General features: G+C 64.7%; 3 protein-coding genes and 1 pseudogene. All 4 read right to left on the minus strand.

Annotation, left to right across the window (positions count from 1 at the left end):
* A pseudogene (locus tag AC16XC_RS07605) lies at positions 1-133 on the minus strand (NnrU family protein); the annotation flags it as partial.
* Positions 134-173: 40 nt separating this feature from the next.
* Entirely contained in the window at positions 174-1,466 is a 1,293-nt protein-coding gene (locus tag AC16XC_RS07610) for an amidohydrolase family protein (RefSeq protein WP_484034046.1), read from the minus strand.
* A complete protein-coding gene (locus tag AC16XC_RS07615; protein WP_484034047.1) occupies positions 1,463-2,854 on the minus strand; it encodes an amidohydrolase in 1,392 nt (463 codons plus the stop codon). The genes AC16XC_RS07610 and AC16XC_RS07615 overlap by 4 nt, the downstream gene beginning before the upstream one ends.
* A complete protein-coding gene (locus AC16XC_RS07620; RefSeq protein ID WP_484034048.1) occupies positions 2,851-4,503 on the minus strand; it encodes a peptide MFS transporter in 1,653 nt (550 codons plus the stop codon). The genes AC16XC_RS07615 and AC16XC_RS07620 overlap by 4 nt, the downstream gene beginning before the upstream one ends.
* Positions 4,504-4,585: the final 82 nt, after the last annotated feature.

Here is a 4,585-nt window from a genome sequence, read left to right on the forward strand (position 1 = left end):
GCGAATAGACGCCGAGGAAGCCCTTTTCGCCGAGCAGCTTCACCATCGGCGCGCGCAGCGGGTGCGACATCGCGAAATGGCTGCCGACAAAGGCGATCGAAGCGGCGACCAGCGAAACCAGCGCATCGTCCATGGGAACCCCCTACCCTTCCAGTCTATGAAAGGGGATCATCTCACCATTCATAGGCCTTGGGCAAGTCGCCTTCGCCCGGACTGCGATAACGTTCGCGCAGGCGCGTCTGGTGGCTGGTGAGCTCCTGCTCGATCCCGTCGATGAACACCCGCTCGGGCGCGCTCGATACTTCGAGCGGATCGCCGTTCCAGATCACCACATCGCCGTGGGCGCCCGGCTTGAGCACCCCCGCTTCGCCGCTCATGCCGCTGATCTCGGCCGGGACCGAGGTGATCGTCGCCAGCGCCTCGCCCCAGGTGAGGCCGGTCGCGCCCGGCACGCGATTGAGCGCGACGAGGTTCCCGGCATAATGCGGGGCGTAGCGCGGGAAATCGTAGGTTCCCTGGAACCCGCCCAGCGCGACCTTGACCCCCGCATCGCGCATCCGCCCGACATTCGATTGGGTGGCAGCGAGCTTTTCGAAGCTCTCGGGAAGGTCTTCGAGCCCGACCGCGACCACCGGCACTCCGGCGGCGGCGATCTTGTCGGCCACCCGCCAGCCTTCGGCCGCGCCGACCAGCACCAAATCGAGCTTGGGATAGTGTTCGCGCAGCGCCAGCGTCGAGAGGATATCGGTGGCGCGTTCGACCCAGACATAGAGCTGCTGTTCGCCTTCGACCACCGGGCCGAGCGCCTTGGCATCCATTCGCAACAGCTTCGCCCGGTCGCCGTCCCACCGCCCCGCGGCATAGCCGATCGCTTCGGCGAGTGCGTTGTCGAGTTCGACATAGGCGGTGCTGCGGCTGCCGCCAGCGAGGCTGGCGCCCTGCTCGCCGAGATAGACCAGCTGGAACGCGCGGGGCCGGGCTACGGCATCGTGATCCTGCCCGAGGTCGATCACCGCCCCCTGACCGGCGAAGATCGAATTGGACGGGAACGAGATCGCGCTCGCCCGCGTGACCCCGGCGGCCCGCGTGACGCGGATATGCTCGTTGTCGGCATTGATCGCCGGGGCGACATCGAGCGACGCGCTGAAATCGGACTCGAACCCGTCGCGGTCGTTGCTGTCATGGGCGTTTTCGATCTCGTACAGGCCCAGGTCGGTGACGGGGAGGAACAGGCCGGGGGTGACCCATTTGCCGGTGCCGTCGATCACCGGGATTCCGGCGGGCACGGCGACGCCGCGCCCTGCCGCTGCGACCTTGCCGTAGCGCACGACCACCGTCCCGCCGGTGATCGGCTCGCTGCCATCGCCCAGCCCGAGCGTGGCATTGCTGACGGCAAAATCCTGCGCCGCGGCCTGGCCCGCCGCCAGTATGGCGCAGGCGGCGATCGAAGCGAGGAGATGCTTCATTTCACGTCTCCTTCACCGGGTTGGCCGAGCTCGAAATCGCTGACCGGGCGCAATTTCGGATCATCTGCATCGTAGAGCAGCGCCCCATCGACCCAGACCTTTTCGGGCCGCGAATAGACCGACAGCGGATCGCCGTTCCACATCACCACATCGGCCATCTTGCCGGGTTCGAGGCTACCGGTCATCGCGTCGATCCCCATCGCTTTGGCAGGGTTGAGCGTGACCCAGCGGATCGCCTCGCCGTCGGGAATGTCGATCCCCATCCGGCGGCCCGAAGCCTGGGCCTTGGCTGCCTCCTGGTTGAGCCGCTGGACAAGGTGATCGTCATCCGAATGGATCACCACGCAGGCCCCCGCATTGTGCAGCAGCGCCGCGTTTTCGGGGATCGCGTCATAGGCTTCCATCTTGTAGCCGAACCAGTCGGCCCAGACCGCCGCGCAGACATCCGCCTCGCGCAGCTTGTCGGCGATCTTGTAAGCCTCGCTCGCATGGTGGAAGGCGCTGACCCGGTAGCCAAACTCCTTCGCCATATCGAGCACGTAGGCCAACTCGTCGCTGCGATAGCAATGGTTCTGGACCAGGATCTCGCCGTCGAGCACGCCGACCAGCGTATCCATGCCCAGGCTCAGCTCGCTGCGGTCGCCTGCGGCGGCCTTCCGGGCATCGCGCCAGGTCTGCCGGTTGATCGCGAAATTCGCCATCCTGGTCGACGGCGAGCCGCCATTGCCGCCATAGGTCTGCTTGGGGTTTTCGCCGCAGGCCATCTTGAGGCTGTATGGCGCGCCGGGGAATTTCATCCCCTGCACCGTGCGCGAGGCGACATTCTTGAGCGTGACCGAGCGCCCGCCCATCAGGTTCGAGGAGCCGGGGAGGATCTGCAGGCTGGTTACCCCGCCATTGGTGAGCGCGCGCGAAAAGGCCGGGTCCTGTGGCCACACGCTGTGTTCGGCCCACACTTCCGGCGTGGTCGGATTGGAGGTTTCGTTGCCGTCCTGGTGGGCCTCGACCCCGGGCAGGGGATAGACGCCGATATGCGAATGGATGTCGATGATGCCGGGGGTGACGTATTTCCCGCTGCCGTCGATCCGGCGATAGCCGTCGGGAATGGCCGTCTCGGGCCCGCCTGCGGCCACGACCTTGCCATCGGCGAACAGGACGGTCCCGTTTGCGATCGACGCGCCGGTGCCGTCATAGACGGTCGCGCCGACCAGCGCGGTCGGCACGCCCGGATAGGGCTGGTAGGTGGAGGGGTAAGGCGCTTCGGCCGCTGCCTGGGGCGACGCGCCGGTGCTCCTTACCTCCCCGTCATTCGTGCAGGCCGTGAGGGCGAAGAGTACCGCAGCTGCAGCCAGAGACTTGCCCGACTTGACCCGCTTCGCTGCCATCATGGCTTCGTCGCGGGATGGATTCCGGCAGCTTGCGGCTCGCCTGCCTCGCGCTGGCCCGCAAGACCAGTACCGACATCGTCGTCCTTCAAGGTGTCGAGATGCATCAGGCGTTTGACCAGCGGCGAAATCAGCATCACGCCGAAGCCGACCGCGATCGAAATCCAGCCAACTTGCCCGTAAATCTCGAGCGAGGCCTGTTGTGTCATCTCCCCGCCTTCGCCGCCGGTCGCCTCGCCTATCAGGCCGGCCACGAAATTGCCGCCGGCGGTCGCAAAAAACCACGCGCCCATGATCAGGCTGGCGAGGTGGCGCGGCGCGAGGCGATTCATTGCGCTCAAGCCAACCGGCGAGAGACACAGTTCGCCAGTCGTTGCCAGGAGGTAGAGCAGGAAGATGAACAGCACTGGCGTCACTAGGATGGCTTCCTCGCCGTATGTCCCCGCGGCCCCCATACTGTTGGTACCCCAGACCAGCACCAGCAGCGAGAGGCCGATCTGTAGCAGCGCGAGTCCGAACTTCATCGGCGTCGACGGTTCGAGGCCCTTACGGCCCAGCGTAGTCCACGCCCAAGCGAACAACGGTCCCAGGAGGACGATGTAGATCGGGTTGATCGACTGGAACAGCGAGGTCGGCACACCTCCGCGATCGACATAGCGGTCGGTGTAAAGCGTCAGGCTGCCGCCAGCGAGTTCAAACAGGCCCCAGAACAGCGGCTGCAGGGCGATCAGGAACAGAATTGCGAAGATGCGTTCACGGGGCTCCTTTTCGAGCTTGAAGGCCTCGAACAGGACATAGAGCAACAAGGCAACTCCCGATACCAGCAGGATCGTCCCGACCACGCTCTGGTACTGGATCAGCAGCCACAAACCGCCGACCGCGACCACTCCGGTTCCGTAAAGCAGGAACTCGGTCTGGCGCGACAGCGGCGCGGGCGGTTCGCCCCTGCCCCGCAGCGTGGGCTTGCCGATCACGAAAATGATCAGGCCCAGGACCATCCCGATCCCGGCCAGCCCAAAGCCGTAACCCCAGCCGATCGTTTCACCAAGATAGCCGACCAGGATCGTGCCGAGCGCAGCGCCGACATTGATGCCCATGTAGAAGATCGTATAGGCGCCATCGCGACGAACATCGGTGAGCTTGTATAGTTGCCCTACGATTACCGAGATGTTGGCCTTGAGAAAGCCCGAGCCGACGATGATCAGCGCCAGCGCGAGCCAGAACACGTTGATTGCCGGATCGCCCTGTCCGCCATTGCCCTCGACCGCCATGAAGCCATGACCAAGGGCGAGGAGGACGCCCCCGAACAGCACGGCCTTGCGTTGGCCGAGATAGCGGTCGGCGAGATAGCCTCCGAGTACCGGGGTGATATAAACTAGGCTGGTGTAGGCGCCGTAGATCAGGTTCGACTTGCTGTCGTCGAACAGCCAGTGCTTGGTGAGATAGAGGATCAGCAACGCGCGCATGCCGTAATAGGAAAAGCGCTCCCACATTTCGGCATAGAACAAGACGAACAGCCCGCGCGGATGCCCGACTACTTCTTCGCTCTTGCGCGTGGCAATGCCCGCCCCGATGGCCAGCACAACGAACAGGCCCACAGCTGCTATCGAAGCGATCCAGTCGCCTTCATTCCACAGCGCCATATCCTTCATATGCTGATCCTCAATCTGGTTACCCTGGGGGTACCGGCCTGTGGGGCCCGTCGGGAAGTTGATGGCGCACACTAACGGGAGA

This window comes from Candidatus Andeanibacterium sp., assembly GCF_057143545.1.